The organism is Kitasatospora sp. NPDC056076, assembly GCF_042266305.1.
GTDB lineage: Bacteria > Actinomycetota > Actinomycetes > Streptomycetales > Streptomycetaceae > Kitasatospora.
This window is the reverse complement of sequence record NZ_JBHJWG010000007.1, coordinates 127,559-146,780: the sequence shown is the minus strand read 5'-3', so window position 1 is coordinate 146,780 and position 19,222 is coordinate 127,559. Positions and strand designations below refer to the sequence as shown.

The window sequence follows — 19,222 nt, the reverse complement described above, 5'->3', positions numbered from 1 at the left end:
TGAACGTTCCGGTCCCGCAATGGGGTCTCTTCTGTTTCTGACGAATGGAGTAGCCCATGACTGACACCACTTTTCCCCCGAATTCCGAGAACCAGCCGCCAGCCACCGGCCAGACGCCGCCGACCGTTGAACAGCTCCAAGCCGAGATCGACAAGTGGAAGTCCCTTTCCCGTACCAATGAGAAGCGTTGGAACGATGCGTCCGGCGAACTGGAGACCCTCCGCCAGGAGCGCATGACCGAAGCCGAGAAGGCCACCGAGAAGGTTCGGGCCGCCACCCGATCCGCCGTGCTCGCCGAGATCGCCCCTCAGCTTGTTGAGGCCGCTATCGCCTCCGAGGCCGCGAAGTCGGGCATCGAGGTCGGCGACCTCCAGTTCACGCCGCTGGAGCAGTTCATCGGCGAGGACGGCACGGTCAACCGCGAGCTGGTCATCAAGTTCGTTCAGAGCCGCGGTGAGGGCAAGCCGGTTTACGCCCAGAACCTCGGCCTCGGCCGCCAGGGCGGCACGACCGCCGGCCAGCTGTCCCGGGGCGACCTCGCCCGCATGACCCCCAAGGAAATCCAGGAAGCCCGCAAGGCGGGCCTGCTCGACGCGCTCATGCGCGGCGCCCTCTGAGACGTAAGGTAACCGCTTGACTTTCTACTCCCAGCCTGGGAACAACCCGGGTGCCGGTAAGTACCAGACCACCACCGGTCATTTCATTCCCGAGGTCTGGACCGCTCAGCTTCTGGCCGACCTCGAAGAGCACCTGGTGCTCAGCGCCTCGCCTTTCACGAACCGCAACTACGAGGGCGAGTTCCGGCGCGAGGGAGACGTTGTTCGGATCCCGCACTTCGTGGACGGCACCGTCACCGACAAGGGCATCGTGAAGGCCTACGGCGAGATCGGCACCGCCGACCACGCGGCCCTTGAGTACATGAAGATGGTCGTGGCCAAGGGTTCCAGTTTCCACCTCGAACTGGACGGCCTCCATCAGCTCCAGACCAAGGCCGGCATCGACCTGATGTCCAACCTGGTGGCCCAGCGCGCCCGCGCCTCGGCCCTCGCCATCGATGAACTGGTCGCCCTCACCCTGCTTGCCGGCCTCCAGGGCAAGGACCTCAACGGAGCGGAGGACCGCAATGCCGCGGTCGCCAACCTGCCGAACCTCGAACTCGGCCCGATCTCCGCCGTCCAGGCCCCCGACACCGGCCGGGACGCCAAGGAGTGGCTCAGCGTCTACGACTACGTCGTCAGCATGCTGGAGACCCTCGACACCCGCTCCGCCCCCCAGGACCGTTGGCTCTTCATCAGCCCGCGGATGCGCTCCATGCTCCTGCGCGACCCCAAGTTCATCGACGCCTCCCAGCACGGCGGTTCCGGTTCCGTCGTGGCCTCGGGCCAGATCGGCACCATCCTCGGCCTGCCCGTGATCGTCGCCAACGCCCTCGGCTCCCACATCCGACCGAACTCCCCGGTAATCCGTAAGGGCAACGAGAAGTTCAAGCCCGTCGATCTCTTCATGGGCTCCACCAGCGCCGTTTCCGTCGTCGTCCCGTTCGCGGAGATGGAGGCCTACCGCCCCGAGAAGAAGTTCACCGGGGCGATCAAGAGCCGCATTCTGTACGACGCGAAGGTGTGCCGCCCGGAACAGCTCCTGGTCGCTCAGGGCGTCGAGGCGGAGATCAAGGTCCACAACTCGACCATCACCCCGCCTCCGGCTCCCAAGTAATGAGTCGGTTCGCCGGCTCTTCGAGCTGGAAGTGACCAAGTGGCCCCGGAGCTTGCTCCGGGGCCCACGACTCAGCTTGTGAGTCCAGCGAGGTTTGCCAGGCCGAGCAGTAGCCCGCCTACCCCAACCACCGCAGCTCCGCCGGTGCCGAACGCAACGAGTGCGGTGGCGCCGAGGGCATAAACGGTGTTTCCCGCGACGAATCCGACGACGACGGACGTCAACAAGAGGGTTGCGGCAACCCAGGGTCGTCGGGGCTTTGCTGCTGCCATTTCAGTTCTCCTTAGTCGTAAGTCATATGAACCACATCCTTTAACTAGATACCAGCCGGCCTTACTTGCTCCGGCTGTCTTTGGCCCGCTGTCTCTCAAGCGTGGCCGTGCCTACTGCGGCGGCCCACGTGCCAAGTGTGTTCACTCCAGATCAGGCGCCTTAGCCAGAGGCGGGGACTTTACCTGACCAACGGTCAGGTTTTGCGCATCGTGCCCAGTCCACCATCCTCTAACCGTCTCGTTACCTGTCCGCTACGAAGGAGGTCGCATTGGCCTTCGCAACACCTGCCGACGTGGCCGCCCGTCTCGGGCGGCCCGTCCTGACCGACGAACAGGCCCGGGTCAACGCACTCCTGGACGACGTCTCGGCATTCATCACCGAGTACTGCACCGGAAGTTGGGACCGGCAGGCTCCTCCAGCGACGTTCCGTGCGGTGGCCTGCCACGAGGTCATCCGCTGGCTGTCGGTGACGCCCGGGGTGATCTCGGAACGAACCGGCGAGCTGGAAGTCCAGTTTCAGGCCGGGGCGTCCGTCGCCGGCCTCTCCGAGGCGGCCAAGACCGGCCTTCGTCGCTACCGGCGGGCGCTCTCCTCGATCCCCCTTACCCGGGAGGTGCCGCCCTGCCCCACTACTCCGAGCCCGTAGAGATCTGGCGCGCCGCCCTTGTGGCGGACGCCTACACCACCCGGCGCGACTGGGACCGCCCCAGCCGCGTCTGGACGGGCACGGCCAGCGTTCAACCCGGCAAGCCGTATACGGTCCGTTCTCCCGAGCGGGAGACCACGGTGGACCGGCTGTTGATCTACCTGCCTGCCCATGCCGATGTCGACTCCGCCGACCGCATCACGGTCCGCGGAATCCGGTACCAGGTCGAGGATGAACCCGCCCGGTGGACCGGCAGCCGCCTGGCCCACATCACGATCAAGGCCGTGAGGGTGAGGCGATGACCAGGTTCACCCTGCGGATGATCTCCGGGTGGGAGCGAGAGGTTCTCTCCGCCCCGCAGGCCCAGGCCCTCGTGGAGTACCACGTGGCCCGAATCGCGGAGCTGGCCATCAAGGGCGCCCCGAAGGCCACGTACCGGTCCAACTGGAACAGCATCAAGCGGAACATCGAGGCGATGATCACCCTGTACGACACCTGGTACGGCCAGGTGGTGGTGGAGTTCGATCACGAGGTTCGACACGCGATGCTCCAGGAGCTGGGCTACCGGGACCGCAAGGGGCGCCGGCACCCCGGCCGCTTCTACCTAAAGGAGGCCCTGGAGAAGGCGAGGATTGAATGATCGACCCCGTCAACGTCACCTGGTCCTACCTGAGTTCGCTCCCTGACCTGCCCAAGGGCGGCGTCACCGGCGACATGGTCGGTCGGCAGGCCGGGGACACCACGATCTACCTGGCCCAGTCCGGCGGCCACCGCATGGTCCGGGACCGGATGGACCGTGCCGATATCGAGTACGACGTCTACGCCGACAGCAGGGCCGAGGCCTCCCGCCTGGCCCTCGTCGTCCGCCAGCACCTCCTTGAGCACCTGCCCGGCCGGGAAGTCGCTGGGACCCTGGTGCTCGACGTCGCCGAGATCTCCAGCCCCCGGTACTACCCCGACTCCACCAGCCGCGAGCACATGTACGGCGGCGAGGCCTCGCTCTTCTACGTCGAGACCTGAGGGAGCCGGCACAGCACGTCGGGTTCGACCTTCCCTGTCTCAGCAGAGGTCACGGGATCCCAGCCGTACCGGGAGTACCAGGCCACCAGCTGCTGGCGGTCCAGGCCGAAAGGCCCCGGTTCAACGGACAGCATCAGCGCCACGCCCTCCCGGTCGGCCGCCGCGGCGATCTCACTTAGGAGCTCGCTACCCCAGCCCCGGCCCTGAAAGTCGGGATCGACCCGAATCTCGGCGAGGATCACGACGCTTGGCGTTTCGGGCTCGTACCGCAAGGACGCGTAGGCCCTGCCCTGGTGGTTCAGATACGCGGATTTCACAGCGGGCAGCCTATCGCCATCTTCCCCAAGACACTGGGGAATTCATCATTCTCCTCACGCCTCGTGGCCATGCGGCCCCGGGGCTCTCTTATGCCCGGAGGCAGCCCTTTTGACTGATGCCCAGCGAATTCGATTTGCCCCCAACGGTGGCCTCCATGTTGCACCGGCCCCGACCGGCCGACCGGGCGGCACCGAGCTGCCCGCCGATGTCGGCGACGGCAGGACCGCACCGACCGGCTACAAGTCGCTCGGCTACGTGGACGAGGGCGGGGTGACGATCACCCCGAGCATCGAGACCGACCCGGTTAACGCCTGGCAGTCCGCGACGCCCGTTCTCTACGCGGTGAAGTCTGCGTCGGTGCAGATCAAGGCGACGCTGATTGAGAGCAACGCGCTTACCACAGAGCTCTTTTGGGGAGCTTCCTGGATCGCGCTCAAGGACTCAACAGGTAAGGAAACCGGCGTCTATCGCCTCGACCTCTCCAGTACTCCTGATCTCCAGGAACTCTCGCTGGTAATCGATTGGTCCCAGCGCAACACCTTTTACCGCTGCGTAATCCCTCGGGCGATGATCAACGACCGAGGGGCCATTACTCTCCAGCGCAAGGAGAGCCAGAAGTACGAGCTGACCATTTCGGCGCTCGACACGGCCGGAAGCCTCGGCTACGTGCTCACCAACGACAACCTCAAGGGCACCAGCGGCGGTGTTACTCCGTCGGCCCCGTTCGCGGCTGCGGTCATGGTTCCCGGTTACACCTCGAACGATTCCGCAGCCAACGCCTGGACTGCCCGCGTGACAGCTACCGGGGTTACCAGCCCGGCTACCGTGAAGCTGCTGAACACCGCCGGTGCGGCCTTCCAGCTCCAGACCACCCTTTCGACTGACGGCACCTTCGACGTGACCGTTCCCAAGGGGCAGGCAACTGCCGAGATCAAGGTTTCGCACGCTGGCGTGGACTACTGCTACTCGGTGACCGATAAGCAGCAGATCGGCGTCTCGAAGGCCTGCACCGTCGTGGCCGGCTGAACCAACTCCCCTGCCGGGGAGGGCTTGTAGTCTCCGGCCCCATTCTTCTTCTCCCAGACGCTGGAGCCCCTATGCCTGCTGCCAAGACCACCCCCGCGACCGCCGCCGAAGCGGAGGCCACCGAGAGCCCGACCACCTTCGAGCATGCCGGGATCACCTTCGTTGTCCCGCCGCCGCTGGACATGCCCCTCGACCTTCTGGAGGCCGACACCGAGATGGAAGCAGTCCGCCTGATCGTGGGCGATGAGGCCTGGAACGCCTACCGAGCCGGCCGTCCGACCATCCGGGACTTCCAGGCCCTCGCCAGCCGCGTCAACGAGGTGGCCGGCTCGGGAAACTAGTCGGGACCGTCCGCGTCATCCGGGAGCACAGCGAGGCCCTGGAGGCCGATCTCCTGGAGCACTTCGGGGTTGACCTCCTCGACCTGTGGCGCGGGCGGCTCTCGCTTCGCCGGGTCGGCGTGTTGATCAACTCCCTGCTGCGGAAGCCAGGCAGGTCCGTCCTCCTGGCCGAGCTGGACGAGTCCACCCAGTGGGGCAGTACGGAACACCTGCTGGCACGGGTGAGTGATGCCCTCGAACTCTCCAACTACCTTTTCATCAAGGCTAATTCAGAAGATTCGGATCTCCCGATTCCCGATCCGATTCCCCGGCCAGGTGCGGCCACACCTCAACTCGAAGTGCCAGCAGTTGAGTTCGCCGACGGCGCGGAATTGTCGGCCTTCTTCTCACGAATGAACTCACTCTGACCTAGGAGGGCTGCATGGCTCCATCCTCTCGCGGCCCGATCAAGGTCGGCAGCGGCTACATCGACATCATCCCCAAGGTCAGCTCCGAGGCCTCACAGAAGTTCCGGGCCGAGCTGGTCAAGGAGATGGAGAAGGCCGGCACCCAGGCCGGTCAGGTCTTCGGCACAGCCGTTACCAAGGGCTTCGAAGGCCTCCCGAAGGCAGCTGCAACGGCGGCCCGGAAGGCCAAGCAGGCTGTTGAGGCGGAGGGCAAGGACTCGGCCAAGGTCCTGACCGCCATCGAACGGGATCTCACCCGGCAGTACGGCACCGAGGCAGCTCGCCGATTCAGGGAGATCCGGGACCTGGAAGCCCGGAAGCAGGCCCTTGCCGAGGAGACGTCGACCGTCACTCAGCGGGCCCTCCGTGCCACCGTGCAGCAGGAAACCGAGGCTGCCGCGGCCCGCTCCAGGGCCACCCAGGCGACTGAGCGGGAGCGGGTTGCGAGCCTTCGCCGAGTTGCCGAGGAGGCTGCTCGAACCGCCCGTACGGAGCGGGCCGAGCGACAGCGGGCCCTGGAGGACGAGGCCCGAGTCGATCAGCAGATCGAGGCCACCCGCCTTCGGATGGAGCGCGAGTCCCAGGCCGCCATCCGGGAGACTGCACGGGTCCGTCAGCAGGCCCAGCAGGAGGCTATTCGCGGGGAGTTGGCCCAGGTCGCCGCGGTCCGTGACAGCCTCCGTCAGCAGCTCGCCGCGACCCGAACCACGCTGTCCCAGATCGAGACCTCGCACACCTCGTTGATGACGAGCCTCAGCAGGGGCTACAAGAGGACGTTCGAGGGCATCGAGAAATTCGGAACTGGCCTTTCAGAGTCCGGCCATATCGTCACGAATAACCTGGTTGCTCCGTTGGGCCTCGCGGCTGCCGCCGCCACCACGTTCGGCGTTAAGTCCGCCGACGCCATGATTTCGGCTCAGACCGGTCTCCGCGGAATGGGAATTGAACTCAAGGACATCAATTCCCTCCTGACGCAGATGAGCGAGTACGGAATCGAGACGCCGTACTCAGTCAACGACATGTTGAAGTACGGCACGCGATATGCGCGCGCCAACTCCGCCCACAACCACAAGTTCGCTTCCACCGATCCCGTCGAACACGCCGAGGGCTCCCGGGAAGTTGCTCAGCGTTCCGTCGACATGGTCAAAATGATCGGCGACTCAGCGGCCTACGGCGGTGTTCTCGACCCCAAGATGGTCAGCGACGGCATGTACGCCCTTGAGGTCATCCAGGACATGGGCCGTACGCCGCTCAGGAACCTCAAGCAGCTGGAACGAGCAACGGGCATTCCCGGCCAGCAGATTGCCAAGCTTCTCGGGTTCAAGGATCGCGCCCTCACCAAGGACGAGATCGCGAACTTCAAGAAGATGGACAAAGAGAACGGCGTCGACCGGGAAATCCCCACCACGAACGAAGCCTCGGCTCAGCTCTACGCCTTCATGGCGGATGCCAAGCATACGGGCGGAATCACCGGCGAGCAGCTGATTGAAAAGCTTCTCGCTCACTGGAAGGACCCGAAGCTCCAAATCGAGGGCGCTGCGGCCCGCATGGGTGGCGCCACGGTCGGCAGTCGTATCGAGAATATGAAGGAACAGGCCCAGTTCAAGCTGGGCCAGCTTTTCTACTCCGAGGGCGAGGACGGTAGTTACAACTACACCGGACTCGGCCAGAAGATCATGGGCCATAAGGTCACGGACGAAAAGGGCACCCGCTTTGAGGGCGGGCTCCTCAATGATGCCCAGGTTATCGGTAAGGATGTTTTTCCGACCCTTAAGCTGATGGTCGAGAAGTTCATCGACTCGCTGTCCAGGTTCACGAAGTGGATCAAGCAGGCGGCCGAGTTCCTGGAGTCGCACCCCGCTCTCCGGGACCTGGTGATCAAGGCCGCCGAACTCGGGGCCGTGCTCGGCCCGTTGGCGATCGGGGCCGGCATCCTGCTCAAGCTGGTCGGCAAGGCCGGGAAGCTGGTCGGCACGGTCGGCAGCGTCGTGGCCGCTCCTGTGATGGCCGCAGGCCGCGGAGTCCGGGGAGCTACCCGGATTGCCCGGCAGACCCGCGCTGGCCTGGAGAGTCGGAGCGAGGGCGACGGCTTCCTGAGCGGCTACCGCCAGCGCCGCATCGAGCTGACCGGCGGGACCGGTGGAGACGACCGTCGAGTCCGCAACGAGATCCGGGAGCTTGAGCAGCAGATCCGCCAGGCGGACGCCCGGACAGCGGAGCTGCGACGGGACCTCCAACAGCTCAACAGCACCCAACTCCGTTCTCTCATAAGCGAGTTGTCCGGTAGCCCCCGTAGCGTCGAGGGTGCCGCTCAGTCGGCCCACACCGAGCTGGGCCAGGCACGCACTCAGGGCGTCGAGGCCCTGAACCGGGCCACCCTCGGAGGCCTCCAGCGAGAGTTGGGCGATTCCCGGCAGAAGGCCGTCCTCCTGACCGCCGAGCTCCAGTCCGCTGCCCGCGAAGTGACCCAGCTCGATGCGAAGAGCCTCGGTGCTCTCCGGGCGGAGTTCACCCAGCTCCACGCCGGGGTCAACTCGGTCTACGAGCGGATCGGCCAGGGCACCGGCGCCCTGTCGGTGGCCGGTCGGATCGGCCTCCTCGACCAGAGGTCCCTGTCCAGCCTCCGGGCCGAGTTCACCCAGCTGCACGGTTCCGTCGACCTGGTCCACGAGAAGGTGGGCCAAGGCACCGGCGCCCTGTCGGTGGCCGGTCGGATCGGGCTCCTGAATCAGCGGTCGCTGTCCGGCTTGAAGATCGAGTTCGAACAGGTCCACGGGGCCGCTGAGAGCGCCTACCTCAAGATCGGCCAGGGCACCGGAGAGGGCTCCCTCGCGGGCCGAATCGGCCTTTTGAACAACCGCTCGCTCAAGGACATCACGGAGAAGATCGAGAAGCTGAGTGCCGCCCTCATGGCGGCTCACGGCCACGCCAACAGCCTCGACAACTCGATCGACAACATCGCGAAGAAGGCGCCGGGTGGGAAGCCTTCGGGGAACAGTCCGAGTAAGCCCGAGACCCCGAAGAAGAAATATGCGACCGGCGGTGTTCTCCCAGGTTATGCGCCCGGGGTGGACTCCATTCCGGCGATGCTCTCTCCGGGCGAGGCGATCCTTCGGCCGGAGGTCACCGCGGCCCTCGGGCCGGCACTGATCCACCAGTGGAATGCGGCTGCCCGAAAGGGCCAGCTCTCCCGCTACGCTGGCGGCGGTATCGCGGGCCGGTTGGGTTTCGACCAGATCCGCGAGGCGATTCAGCTCAGCAATGTGTTTCCCTTTGCCTCCACTGCCGCTCAGGTCATGACCTATGCCAAGGCGTCGGACGATGTCGGCGGTGAGACTCAGGGCGGAATGCTGCGGGTCGGATCCAATGTCTCGAAGTGGATCGGCAGCGGGGTAGCAGACCGGTTCCGAAATATGTTCAACTTCGTGACCACGGATTCCTGGAGCCTGCTTCGACGGGTGCCTACAGGTATCGGCCAGATCGCCGGAATCCTCGGCGGTTCCATCTCGCCAGTTCTTGGTGAGTATTTCTGGAACGACGTGTGGAAGGGCGAAGGGAACATTCTCCAACGGGGGAAGAGCTTCCTCAGCGACACCTTCTCGACCGACACCCTGAAAGCGGTGATATCCAACCTCGGCGGCGGCCTCTGGGAGTCCGTCAAGTCCATCGCAGGAACAGCAAAAGACCTGGTCACCGACCCCGTCGGGACAGTGAAGGAGGGAATCTCAGGGATCTGGGACATGGCCTCGGCAGAAGTCGACCAGATCACCGACATGGTTCAGGCCATCAAGGACATCTATGATGCTCCTGGCGATTATGCCTCGTCGGTCCTGGAGGACGTCCTCAGCACAGCCGAAGAGGCCCTGCCGAATCTGGACGGACTTTTTGATTTCAGCTCCGGATCCAAGGTCGAGGCGACCATCCCGATCAGCGACTTGGATTTCCGGGACATGCTGGGCGGAAAGCTCGACCCGACCGGTGACCAGGTTACCCGTTGGCGGCCGGTGGTTCAGCGAGTCCTTGGCGAGCTAGGCCTATCCCAGGATTACACGGATCTGGTCTTGTCCCGGATCAAGGTGGAATCCGGCGGTGACCCGACCGCCGTCAATCTATGGGATTCGAATGCCCTGAATCCGAATATTGGTGCCTCGCAAGGCCTCATGCAGACCGTACCCGGGACGTTCGCCGCATATGCGGGTCCGTACCAGTACCTCGGGATGCAGAACGGCCTTGCAAGCATCTATGCGGGCCTGAACTACGCCATCCACCGATACGGCGCTGGGTGGCCGCAGGCTCTCGCCGGGAACAAGGGCTACTGGTCCGGGACTCTTTCGGCGAGTCCTGGCCTGAAACTCGTTGGCGAGCAGGGTCCGGAGTTGGTCAATTTCCGAGGAGGTGAGCGAGTCCACAATTCCGGAGACACCCGGCGAATGCTCCAGGGCAAGCATTACGAGATTCACATTCACGAGGCCAAGGCCGAAGACACGACTCAGGCCGTTCTCCGGGCCATGCAATACGCGGAGGTGATGTTGGCAGCGTAATACCCAAGGGAGGCCCTATTGCCGATTCCGGCGACTACCCCAACAATCCGGGACCAGCAGCCGGCACCCCTGCCGCTGCCCCCACAGCCGGTGGAATGGGGCCACACCCACGTCACGCTCACAGGGTCCGGCGGTCAGGGGGAGGAGATCCCCCTGACCGCATTTGCCAGCCGGGAGTGGCCGGCCGTCCTGATTCAGGCCGGGGCGACCGGCCTCGACATGCCACCCGTCGAGCTGTACGCAGACGACTCCCCCAACTTGGACGGATCGATCTACCGCGGGTCCCGGGTCGCCGCCCGGCAGGTCATGATTCCTGTGTACCTCCACGGAGTTGACCGTCGTTCGCTCCGGGAGCTCAAGCGCCGCTTGATCCGGGCCGTCAACCCGAAGAACGGGCCTTGCCTGATCCGGATCACCGAAGGCGACGCCCAGACCCGGACCCTCACAGTCTTCTACAAGGACGGCTTGCAGGGCGATGAGGGCGTGGACAGCGCGGGGTTCCGCTGGACTCGGTACGGGCTCCAGTTCACGGCCTACGACCCGTGGTGGTACGGCCCCGATCTCCAGGTGGCCGAGTGGTCGTTCGGCGGCGGGAAGCCGTTCCTCACGAGCGGCAAGGGGCTGTTCCCCCTCTCCCTCTCGCAGGGCGTCCTGAGTAACAGCAGCGTTCCCATCGTGAACCCCGGTGACGTCGAGGCCTGGCCCGTGTGGCAACTCAAGGGACCCGTTCGCGGCTTCCAGCTCACCGGCCCGGACGGCGGGTCGTTCGGGATCTCCGCTGGCGCCACCGGGACGCCTGACGCTGTACCAGCAGGCCGGGTGCTCACCATCGACACCCGTCCCGGAGTGAAGTCGATCCGGGACGACCAGGGCGTCAACCTCTGGCCCCGGCTGGACGGCTCCCCCGCCCTCTGGCCGGTCCCGGCCGGGAACTCGAAGGCCTCCGTAAACCTGGCGGCGGGCGGCCCAGCTGCCAGCCTCCGCCTCACCTTCCGCCCCCGATACGAGAGCTACTGATGGGATACCGCATCGAGGTCCGGGACCGGAACCTCAACCGAATAGGCGTGATCGACACCTGGATCAAGCTGGATTTCATCGTCCGGTTCTGCCAGCAAGGCTCTTGGCAAATCCTGGTGAAGGCTGGAACCGATCAGGCGAACCTCCTGCAAAAGGGCGGCGGTATCGCCATCTATCAGGACGGGGTTGCCCGCCCGCTTCTTACCGGGCAGATCGAGTTCTTCCAAAAGTACTGGACCACCGTTCAGCACACGGGCGAGGGATCGATTTTCGTGGGCGGAAAGTGCGACAACAAGATTGCCTATTCTCGCCTCGCCTTCCCAGATCCTGGCAGTGCTGTCCCTCAGCAGTACAAGGCCAAGTCGAACCGTCCCGCCTACGGGCCCGCTGGCCGTGCGATGCTGTGGGAGTTGGAGCACGCCATCGGCGCCTCGGCTATCCCCGACCGCCGGGTTTCAGGCCTGGTTCTCCCGGCTACGGCAGAATTCGGAGACCAGGTCAATGACTCTCTCCGATTCGATGTGCTCGGCACAGTCCTGGAGAAATGGACCGACTCCAATTCGGTCGGCTACCGGATGGTCTACGATCCGGATGTCAAGCGAATCGTCCTGGACATCTTCAAGCCCCGTGACCGGTCCCGGGAAGTCAGGCTGAGTCCCGAGCTGGGAAATCTCCGCGAGGTCGTGTGGACACTCACCGCTCCCCGGGTAACTCGGGCCATCGTGGCCTGCCAGGGCGAGGGCGAGGAACGATACCTGTACCAGCAGATCGACACCGAGGCAGAGGCGGAGTGGGGCCTCCAGATCGAGCAGTTGGTAGACCGGCGGGACCTCCCGCTCAAGACCGACCCGGCTACCGGCCTGCCTATGAAGGCCCGGCCGGAAACCACCGACGAGGAGTTCGCAAACGCCAAGAAGGCTGTTCTTGACGCGGCCTCGGCCGCTCTCAAGCTGGGCGAGAAGAACGGCAACTTCCAGGTCTACCCGATCGATACGGAACAGGTCCAGTTCGGGCGGGACTATTTCGTCGGGGACCTAGTGACGATTTCGGTCGACGGGGTTGACTACGTGGATATCGTCCGCGAGGTAAACATCACCGTGGAGGACGGCGGAAAGCAGCTCACTATTCGTCCGAAGATCGGCGAGCAGGGCACCGGGGACCCACTGAATCTCTACAAGACCGTGAATGAGCTTCGAGAGAAGCTGAAAAAACTCGAAGCTAGGATGTGATCAGTTGGCGGAAATAAGCTATCCCTTCGCCCAGGCGAATGCCTCCGGCGGATCTGAGATGGTCTCCCAGGTCCAGTGGCAGCAGATGGCCCACCTGTGGGGCGGAGACAGGATCGATTACCAGCTCACCAGCAGCACCTACGACGCCGCTGCCCTCCCTTTCGCCTGGAAGGTCATCAACGGTCGAACCGTCACCATCGACCCCGGGAATGCGTGGGTCGGCGGTTTCTACTACCAGCTCACCGCGACCGCTTCTCTGGATATCGACCCCAACCCCACGGATAAGCCCCGTAAGGACACGATCGTGGTCCGGGCTGATGTCACCAAGGGCTCGGTCAATCTGGCCGTCGTCAAGGGCCAGCCCTCCATTTCCCCCATCGCTCCTCAGCCCCAGCGGGCACCGGGCCAGCGCTGGGAGATGGTCCTCCTGGAAGTTGACGTACCGGCCACCAACGGTGCCCTCGTGGTCTACTCCCGAGGCCAGTTCGACATGCCGCGGATCGTGGCCACCCCGTGGAACACCCGCAGCACTGCCGACTTCCTGCCCCGGGGCAGCCTCGTCTATGACCTCGACGTCGACGGCGGGGACACCCAGTACGAAGCCTTCGCTGGCCGGGACGGCTACGTGGTGACTCGCCACCTCGGCCGGGTCCGGACCTCGACGCCCGGCCTCTGGGGCACCAATACCCAACCGGCCGAGGTCGACCGGGTATGCCGCTGGAGGTGGATCGCACCGAACACGGTTCACTTCAACATGAAGATCAAGAACCCCGGGCCCGACATCACCACCACGGGGTGGTACATGCAGGCCTCCCTGCCTCAGCCGGCCAACGGCCGGACCGCCCAGACCTTCGAGGGCTACATCGACAACCCCGGTGGGAACGGCGGGCGCCCGTGGCTGAGCCAGGTCCGCGGGATCAGCTGGGAGGGAAATTCCACCAGCGCGGTGAACCTGTTCTGCCCCTCCGGAGATTCGCTCGTCGTGCTGCCCGGAATCCCGGCCCGTTCCACCCTCTACCTGTCCGGCACCTATGAGAGCGATGTATTCGCCGAGTAAGGAGCAACTCCTTTGGCACGAAACCTATTTGGCGGGACCAGCTCCGATGTCGCCGAGTCCGTCTCCGGTGCCCGGATCCCCGGGGCCGTCGGAACCGTGTGGGATGGCCCGAGCGACGGCGCCCGCCAGCTCACTGACCTGACCGACTCCTCCGGCGCGCCGGTTCTTCAACTCGTGGCGGACAACCGGGGGATGGTGCCCCCGTTCTACGGCCCTCCGACCGGTTCCGAGCGGCTGTGGGTGGACTTCGGGGCCGGGCGAATCGGCCTTCTGGCGACCAACGTCGGCGAGCGCCTGGTCCAGCACCAGGGAGCCGCGGACCCTCACCAGGACCGGGCTTACGCGGACGAGAGGCTCCTCAACTACCTGCCCCGCTCCGGGGCCGACCTCCCGGTCCCGGCCGGTGCCGACTGGGCCCGGTGGGTGGTGCCGACCATCCCCGACAACACCGGTTCCGCCTGGAAGTTGAAGACGGCGGACGGCACGGAGTACACCCGGGTTCTGAACTCCGGCACCGTGTTGATCGACACCAACGGCCCTCGCCCCGCACTCTGCATCGGCGCCCCGGCATACGGCGCCGGCCAGGTCGTCATCAACGTCACAAACTCCCGGTCGACCACCTCAACGGCGGCTTCCGTCCTCCGAGTGCAGGGTGACGGCTCGGTGATATCCGCAGGTTCGGTCACGGCGACGAACGTCGGCTCCGCCCGCCTGTTCTCCGGCCCGAACGCCCCGGCCAGCCCACGGCCGGGCGACGTGTGGGTGCAGTATGGCTAACCAGCTCAAGGTCTGGTCCGGCAGCGCCTGGGCCGACCGGACACCGCAGGCCTGGAACGGTGCAGCGTGGGCCCCGCGGCCTCCCCTGTACTGGGACGGTGCCGCCTGGATGACCGGCGCCCCGACGCCCCGGGAGTTTCCGGCCTACGTCGCCAGCACACAGCAGCTCGTCCAGGACCAGGCCCTCGTGGAGCTCCCGCTCCCAGCGACCCGCGCGAACGACTGGATCGTCTCGCTCTGCGTCTCCGACGGGTCCGCACCGGCACCCCGTTTACTCACCCCTGCCGGGGCTATCCCCACCCAGTACCGCCTGAGCAGCGGCCTGTTGATGGCCTCTGCCGTCTGGCCGTGGGAACCTTCCCGAGGCTCCTCCGTCGTCTGGGACGTCGGCGGTGCTCACGCTGCCGTCATGAATCTCGTCTATCGACTTGGCGATATTTCGAACATCGGGCTGACCCCGGTTGTCGGAATCAAGGAGTACGCCAACACCAACTCCGTGCCCCTGATGGCCTCGACGAGCTACCGCAACCTCTACGCCGCCGTGACGGTCTCCAACGCCCTGACGGGCCTTGCCTGGCCGTCCGGCGTCACGCCTCGGACCCAGCAGCTCGGCCAGTTCGGCACGAACCAGATCAGCCTGATGGCCGGGGACACCCCGGGAGCCGGCGGTTCGCCTGGCGCCATCCAGCTGGACACCACGGTCCCGTCCGCGGCCGTCGTCCTGATCTCCGTCCCCGGGCGGTCCGACGGCAAGGCCACCTGGATTCTCGGTGACCCTGTTGGCTCCGTTCTCGGGGACACCACAATTCTGGAGCTGTAACCTGATCTCACTCCCTTCTCTCAAGCCCTGGACTTCCCGCCAGGTGATCGGTCCGGCCGATCTCAACGGCCAGATCTACGACGTACACAACGCTCTTTACACCGTGGCCAATGACCACGACGCGTCGATCAACAAGCTCAAGGGAAACCCTGTTCTTTCCCTGGCCCTCCAGAACTCCATCACCCTCGGGGCGAACAGCTCCACCATGGTCTACTGGAATACTTCCCAGCCACTCGCGCGGGTCGGAACTTGGGCCACGTCCGACAACGGATCGTTTCAGGTCCCCGAGGCCGGCGTATACAAGTTCACGATGAGCTGGGGCGGCTGGTCGACCGGCGGTTCCACCGCCAAATGCCGGGCATGGGTCGGCACCCGCGACTTCAATGTGTCCGGCTTCCTCTACCCTCCGACCGGCGGCGACGCCTCAAGCAACAGCTTCACGGCCGCCATGCAGGTGCCCGCTGGTGGGACCTTCGCCGCCTACGTCGTCGCCTGGTGGCAGGGATTCCAGAGCGACGGCGGGAACGCGAACGAGCGTTCCGCCTGGAATCTGACCGTAGAGAAGATCTCCGGCTAGGAGGAGAATGACCCCTACTGACATTTTCGGCTATGCCGGTACAGCAGCCTCCGTCACAGCCGCATTCGTGATGGTCCGGGCCGCCTGGCAGATCAATACCGCCGAGGTCTGGCGAGGTGAGGCCGAGGCCCAGAAAACCCGGGCGGACCGCCTCCAGGAGGACATGAACGAAATCAAGGAGCGCCTGACCCGCATCGAGGCGGAAAACCGCCGACTGGTCGAGCTGATCACAACGCTCGACCCCTCCCGGATCCGTTCCGGCATCTGATCAATTCATTCATCCCGAGGGGCTGGCCAAGAGGTCGGCCCCTTTCTCATGCCCTAGGAGGGTTCCCTGAGTCAGGTTTCCGAAGTTCTCCGCGTCGCATCCGCCGAGGTCGGCTATCAGGCCGAACGCGCACCCGGGGAGCGTCCGTCAGGCCACCAGAAGTACTCCAACCAGGTCCCGGGCCTTGAGTGGTCCAACTACCAACCGTGGTGCGCTACTTGGGTTTCCTGGGTCGCCATGAAAGCTGGTCTCGCCAGCCTCTACCCGCGCACGGCTTCGTGTTCGAACGCGGTTGACTGGTGGCAGTCCCGTGACCGGTGGAGCACCTACCCCGCGATTGGCGCTCAGGTTCTCTACGGTCCTGGTGGTGGCACCCACACCGGGATCGTCGTCGGGTACGACGAGGGCACCATCGACACCATCGAGGGCAACACCTCGCTCGTGAATGACGCCAACGGCAACAAGGTCATGAAGCGAACTCGGCGTCGCCGGGACTCCTACGTCTACGGGTACGGCCTGCCCCAGTTCGCCGAGGGCATCGTCACCGCGGACCCCGATCTCAGGGGCCGCCCCGGCTTCACCTACCACGCGGCGGCCTCCGGCCCGGCCGGAAACTCGGGCTCTTCGACCCGCACCGTCACCGTGCGGGCGGGCCAGACGCTGGCTGCGATCGCTGCGGCCGCCGGGATCAGCCTGGCCACCCTGCTGTCCCTCAACCCCGGCGTGAAGGACCACCCGGACCGGATCCACCCGGGCGACACCATCACCGTGCCGACCACCCCCGGTGAGGTCCAGCAGCAGCCCGACCCGGAGCCCACTCCGATCACTCCCCCGTCCTCGACCGGAAGCGACTTCCCCGGCGCCGGCCAGTTCGGGCCGGGCGCCAACAACGGGTACGTCACCAAGCTTGGGCAGCTCCTGGTCCAGCGCGGCGGCGCGCGCTTCTACTCCGAGGGCCCCGGCCCCCGCTGGGGTGAGGCCGACCGTCGTGCGGTGCAGGCCTTCCAGCTCGCTCAGGGCTGGGGTGGTGCTGCTGCGGACGGCATTCCCGGCCCGCAGACCTGGGACTACCTGATCAACGGCAAGGGCCGGAACATCGGCTCGCCCGCCTCCCCGGCGGTCAAGACGGCTTCCAGCTCCTCCGGCTTCCCGGGCCGACAGGCCTTCCGGCCGGGTGCCAGCAATCCGAACGTCACCCTGCTGGGCAAGCAGCTGGTCCGTCGTGGCTACGGCCAGTACTACCGGGTTGGCCCCGGCCCCCGGTGGACGGAAGCGGACCGCCGCGCGGTCCAGGCCTTCCAGCGCAACCAGGGTTGGCGGGGCAGTTCCGCGGATGGCTACCCGGGTCCGCAGACCTGGTCTCGCCTCACCCGCTAGAACGTGGCATGGGACCCAGTGTCCCCGCGACGCTCCCGAGAGCCAGCAAGACGAACATCATCAGGCAGCCGCTACCCGCCTCCTGCCCTCCTTGCACGGCCCAGGGCCGCGCACCTGGTCGGGTGCGCGGCCCTGCGGCCAAGGCAGCTCTCTCAGAACTGTCGGGACTGCTTCCAGTCCACGTAGCCGTTGCCGTATGCCGTCACCAAATAGACGGCAGCGGCATAGGCGAACAGGTTGAAATGGTAGGCGACGTGTGCAGTTGACTCCTGGCTCCAGGTCCCATCCCAACCGGAGTCCTCATTGATCGTGGCCAGGCTAACCCGATTGTTGTGCGACAGTCCGATCTGACCACGACCGGTGCCCGACATCGCGACGATCGTATCGTCTCCGAGCATATCACCAAGAATTTCATGATTACGCCACGTGCTCTGGCCGTAGGTCTGTCGGATAACGTTTGCCCGACGATCCGTGCCGGTCCAGGCGAGGATTATGACATTTCGGAACGAGTCGCCACCGAGGCCAATCTCTCCCCCGATTGCGACCATTCCAGTGCGAGGGCTTCTCGCGCCCGGGACTATCGTCGGGTTGGCCCATCGCGACCCATCGAAAAAGATTGTCCAGATTTCATTACTACTGGCACCACGGAACGAAAGGAATAGGTTCTGGCGAGGGAGCGGAATTACAGAGACGCGGAGCTCATTGGGAGTTGCCACCCCGTTGGGAACCTGGTTCCACAGGCCCTGAGGGGTGTAGGTCTGACTGTTTGGAGTAGCTGACACCGGCGTATAGAAGACATACCCGTTAGTGCCCGTGTGGAATACCCAGAATAGGGATGTCGGGCCATTCTGGCTACTGAATACGACCTGGGGCTCGGCGTACGTGGTGGCTCCTGGCATTTCCGTTGCCGGGCCATGATTGACCGAAATCATGATGGCGTTGTTGAAAGTCCGCCAAACCTGAACCAAAACGTTGGCCTGAGAGCGGGACTCTGATATTGAATCGGCCGATTGAATGCGCGATCCCCCAGCAGTCTCAAACTGCCATGAGCTGCTCTCGCCCGGCTGACTGGCGTATGCCGGCGAGTTCACGAGAACGAGTGTAGAGAATGAAGTAATTAGAGCGATGACCCACATCTTCCATCGCTTTGCCAAGGGATTCAAGGGAGCTCCTAGCGGCCGATCTTCTCGGCCATTACATTCCAGGGCCCGCGGCAAGGGCCATCGGGCACCGGCCCGCGGGATGCCGGTCAGCCAAGGTAGGCGCGCACGGCGATACCACCCTGTTGCATGGCCACACCCCGTGACATCAGTCATTTGACTGTACTTCGCGCCATCGGCCGTGTCCGCGAACACCCGGTGGCGGCCATCGCACCTCAGCCCACGCAGCCGGCGGGAACGTGAACCACGCATGATCAACGCCAATCCAGCGGCACATCACGCCGCACTGAATGAATCAACTACCAAGGGAAATAGATGACTTCTCTCATCAGCACTCACGCTGTCCGCGTTGTGGCCGCCGTCGCAGCCCTGATCCCGCTCCTCACCGCCTGGTACCCGGCCATCCCCTGGGAGGCCCTGGTGGCGGCCGCGGCCGCACTGTTCGGCGTGGGTGAGATCGCCCAGCGGCACGAGGACGGCAAGACCCTTGCGGCCCTGAACGAGCCGGCGCCGCGCGACCGGGCGGCCGACCTCCAGGCTGCACTGACCAAGCTGGAGGCCGAGCAGGTGTCCTAACGCAAAGAAGCCCCTCCCCATTTCGGGGAGGGGCACTTTC

Annotated in this window: 21 protein-coding genes; 19 read left to right on the top strand and 2 right to left on the bottom strand. The window is 65.1% G+C overall.

Annotated elements, in window-relative coordinates; genetic code table 11:
* Positions 1 to 56 precede the first annotated feature (56 nt).
* The 6 genes from ACFC1T_RS08345 (at position 57) to ACFC1T_RS08320 (ending at position 3,652) form a co-directional block, all read left to right on the top strand.
* On the top strand, positions 57 to 617 hold the full coding sequence (locus ACFC1T_RS08345) for a hypothetical protein (protein ID WP_375885187.1): 561 nt from the start codon (positions 57 to 59) through the stop codon (positions 615 to 617).
* Positions 618 to 633: 16 nt separating this feature from the next.
* Positions 634 to 1,713, top strand: a complete 1,080-nt coding sequence (locus ACFC1T_RS08340) for a hypothetical protein (RefSeq protein ID WP_375885185.1) — start codon at positions 634 to 636, stop codon at positions 1,711 to 1,713.
* A gap of 541 nt (positions 1,714 to 2,254) precedes the next feature.
* On the top strand, positions 2,255 to 2,632 hold the full coding sequence (locus ACFC1T_RS08335) for a hypothetical protein (RefSeq protein ID WP_375885182.1): 378 nt from the start codon (positions 2,255 to 2,257) through the stop codon (positions 2,630 to 2,632).
* A 20-nt stretch (positions 2,633 to 2,652) separates the two neighbouring features.
* A complete protein-coding gene (locus ACFC1T_RS08330) occupies positions 2,653 to 2,934 on the top strand; it encodes a hypothetical protein (RefSeq protein WP_375885180.1) in 282 nt (93 codons plus the stop codon).
* Positions 2,931 to 3,272 (top strand): hypothetical protein, encoded by a 342-nt coding sequence (locus tag ACFC1T_RS08325; RefSeq protein WP_375885177.1) that lies wholly within the window; start codon positions 2,931 to 2,933, stop codon positions 3,270 to 3,272. The genes ACFC1T_RS08330 and ACFC1T_RS08325 overlap by 4 nt, the downstream gene beginning before the upstream one ends.
* The gene (locus ACFC1T_RS08320; protein WP_375885174.1) at positions 3,269 to 3,652 is read left to right on the top strand and encodes a hypothetical protein; all 384 of its coding nucleotides are present in this window, start codon (positions 3,269 to 3,271) and stop codon (positions 3,650 to 3,652) included. The genes ACFC1T_RS08325 and ACFC1T_RS08320 overlap by 4 nt, the downstream gene beginning before the upstream one ends.
* On the opposite strand, the gene ACFC1T_RS08315 is transcribed toward ACFC1T_RS08320, so the two are convergent.
* Positions 3,637 to 3,969 (bottom strand): GNAT family N-acetyltransferase, encoded by a 333-nt coding sequence (locus ACFC1T_RS08315; RefSeq protein WP_375885171.1) that lies wholly within the window; start codon positions 3,967 to 3,969, stop codon positions 3,637 to 3,639. The genes ACFC1T_RS08320 and ACFC1T_RS08315 overlap by 16 nt on opposite strands.
* A 109-nt stretch (positions 3,970 to 4,078) precedes the next feature.
* Between ACFC1T_RS08315 and ACFC1T_RS08310 the strand changes: the two genes are divergently transcribed.
* The 12 genes from ACFC1T_RS08310 (at position 4,079) to ACFC1T_RS08255 (ending at position 17,446) form a co-directional block, all read left to right on the top strand.
* Positions 4,079 to 4,996 (top strand): hypothetical protein, encoded by a 918-nt coding sequence (locus ACFC1T_RS08310; RefSeq protein ID WP_375885168.1) that lies wholly within the window; start codon positions 4,079 to 4,081, stop codon positions 4,994 to 4,996.
* Between the two features lie 71 nt (positions 4,997 to 5,067).
* Positions 5,068 to 5,337 (top strand): hypothetical protein, encoded by a 270-nt coding sequence (locus ACFC1T_RS08305; RefSeq protein WP_375885165.1) that lies wholly within the window; start codon positions 5,068 to 5,070, stop codon positions 5,335 to 5,337.
* Positions 5,338 to 5,456: 119 nt separating this feature from the next.
* On the top strand, positions 5,457 to 5,744 hold the full coding sequence (locus tag ACFC1T_RS08300) for a hypothetical protein (protein ID WP_375885163.1): 288 nt from the start codon (positions 5,457 to 5,459) through the stop codon (positions 5,742 to 5,744).
* Between the two features lie 14 nt (positions 5,745 to 5,758).
* Positions 5,759 to 10,324, top strand: a complete 4,566-nt coding sequence (locus tag ACFC1T_RS08295) for a hypothetical protein (protein ID WP_375885161.1) — start codon at positions 5,759 to 5,761, stop codon at positions 10,322 to 10,324.
* A gap of 18 nt (positions 10,325 to 10,342) precedes the next feature.
* Positions 10,343 to 11,341: a phage tail domain-containing protein gene (locus tag ACFC1T_RS08290; RefSeq protein WP_375885159.1), complete on the top strand. Its 999-nt coding sequence runs from the start codon at positions 10,343 to 10,345 to the stop codon at positions 11,339 to 11,341.
* Positions 11,341 to 12,570, top strand: coding sequence for a siphovirus ReqiPepy6 Gp37-like family protein (locus ACFC1T_RS08285; protein WP_375885156.1), 1,230 nt, complete (start codon positions 11,341 to 11,343; stop codon positions 12,568 to 12,570). The genes ACFC1T_RS08290 and ACFC1T_RS08285 overlap by 1 nt, the downstream gene beginning before the upstream one ends.
* A 4-nt stretch (positions 12,571 to 12,574) precedes the next feature.
* Complete coding sequence (locus ACFC1T_RS08280) at positions 12,575 to 13,627, top strand: hypothetical protein (RefSeq protein ID WP_375885154.1); 1,053 nt, start codon at positions 12,575 to 12,577, stop codon at positions 13,625 to 13,627.
* A 96-nt stretch (positions 13,628 to 13,723) separates the two neighbouring features.
* Positions 13,724 to 14,404, top strand: coding sequence for a hypothetical protein (locus tag ACFC1T_RS08275; protein ID WP_375885152.1), 681 nt, complete (start codon positions 13,724 to 13,726; stop codon positions 14,402 to 14,404).
* Positions 14,397 to 15,224 carry a hypothetical protein gene (locus tag ACFC1T_RS08270; RefSeq protein WP_375885150.1) on the top strand — a complete coding sequence of 276 codons (828 nt, stop codon included), beginning with the start codon at positions 14,397 to 14,399 and terminating at the stop codon, positions 15,222 to 15,224. Before ACFC1T_RS08275 ends, ACFC1T_RS08270 begins: the two co-directional genes overlap by 8 nt.
* Positions 15,175 to 15,801, top strand: a complete 627-nt coding sequence (locus ACFC1T_RS08265) for a hypothetical protein (RefSeq protein WP_375885148.1) — start codon at positions 15,175 to 15,177, stop codon at positions 15,799 to 15,801. Before ACFC1T_RS08270 ends, ACFC1T_RS08265 begins: the two co-directional genes overlap by 50 nt.
* Positions 15,802 to 15,808: 7 nt before the next feature.
* Positions 15,809 to 16,069, top strand: a complete 261-nt coding sequence (locus ACFC1T_RS08260) for a hypothetical protein (protein WP_375885146.1) — start codon at positions 15,809 to 15,811, stop codon at positions 16,067 to 16,069.
* Positions 16,070 to 16,135: 66 nt separating this feature from the next.
* Positions 16,136 to 17,446, top strand: coding sequence for a peptidoglycan-binding protein (locus tag ACFC1T_RS08255; RefSeq protein ID WP_375885309.1), 1,311 nt, complete (start codon positions 16,136 to 16,138; stop codon positions 17,444 to 17,446).
* Positions 17,447 to 17,598: 152 nt separating this feature from the next.
* Here ACFC1T_RS08255 and ACFC1T_RS08250 read toward each other — a convergent pair whose 3' ends face one another.
* Entirely contained in the window at positions 17,599 to 18,537 is a 939-nt protein-coding gene (locus ACFC1T_RS08250; protein ID WP_375885144.1) for a hypothetical protein, read from the bottom strand.
* A gap of 420 nt (positions 18,538 to 18,957) precedes the next feature.
* Between ACFC1T_RS08250 and ACFC1T_RS08245 the strand changes: the two genes are divergently transcribed.
* The gene (locus tag ACFC1T_RS08245; protein ID WP_375885142.1) at positions 18,958 to 19,182 is read left to right on the top strand and encodes a hypothetical protein; all 225 of its coding nucleotides are present in this window, start codon (positions 18,958 to 18,960) and stop codon (positions 19,180 to 19,182) included.
* Positions 19,183 to 19,222: the final 40 nt, after the last annotated feature.